We start from the raw sequence: 985 nt of genomic DNA on the forward strand, positions 1-985 counted from the left end.
CGAGCGTCGTGAATATGACTCTGAGAAGCAGTCGATCTACACGTTTGCAGAATACGAGCAGCGGTTGGTCAGAAACCTCATCAAGTACAACAATAAATTCCATGAAGAGATCGACATGGCGCCGATCAAGAAATGGAATCTGGCATTTTTCGGAGATAAAGAGCACGACCCGATTGTGCCCCTACCGCCCAGGGTCGCGGATCCGTGGGGTTTCCAACTCGACTTCTTGCCTGCGACGCTGCGAACCATTCACCCCTATGGCGTGGAAATGGACGCGATGTATTTCGCTGAAGCACTGCGGCCGTGGATAGGTGCAACCGATCCTAAAACAGGTAAGGCTCGAAAATTCCTTTTTCGCCGCGACCCTCGTGACATCAATCGAATCTGGTTCTACGACCCGGCGTTGAGAGAGCACTTTGAGGTACCGATCATTCGTGGCAGATACGCCGGCGTAACGGTGGGCGAGTACGTCAACGCCAAGAAAAAAGCGAGGAAGGCCGGCCGCGACGCGGTCAACCACGACGTTATCGAACGGATGTTGGACGAAAACAAGCAGCAGGAAACTGAGGCTGCCGTGCGCACCAAGCAGGCTCGCAAAAGTGTTCAGAAGCGGACGAACAACACCAAACAAACTACGCCGGCTCGGCCCACGCCGCACGTCGAGCCCAAGTTGCCACCTATTGGGTTACCTGAATCGCCGCAACTGTTGTCGGTGGATGAAGTGGACACTTTTGGAGAAGTCTGGTGACCAATTACGCCCATATCACACCGCAGTTCAGAGACGTGATGGAAAAGTCCGATCTTGATCGGCTCGCATTCCTGGATGAGCCGCGCTGGGTTGATTACCAGGCGGCTAACAACCTGATGGACATCCTCAATGGCTTGCTACGCAAGCCCGAGCGTCCTCGTATGCCAAACCTCATGTTTGTCGGTGAGTCCAATACAGGCAAAACCACGGTGGTCACCCGGTTCAAGGAGCTATCAG

2 protein-coding genes are annotated in these 985 nt (G+C 54.2%); both read left to right on the forward strand.

Annotation, left to right across the window (positions count from 1 at the left end):
- On the forward strand, positions 1-748 hold a 748-nt coding region (locus HT737_RS29150), incomplete at its 5' end, for a Mu transposase C-terminal domain-containing protein (protein WP_182404554.1).
- A partial coding sequence (locus tag HT737_RS29155) for a TniB family NTP-binding protein (protein ID WP_182404555.1) occupies positions 745-985 on the forward strand: 241 nt, incomplete at its 3' end. The genes HT737_RS29150 and HT737_RS29155, both read left to right, overlap by 4 nt.

Source organism: Pseudomonas sp. MD195_PC81_125 (genome assembly GCF_014060985.1).
GTDB classification, from domain to species: Bacteria; Pseudomonadota; Gammaproteobacteria; order Pseudomonadales; family Pseudomonadaceae; genus Aquipseudomonas; species Aquipseudomonas parakoreensis.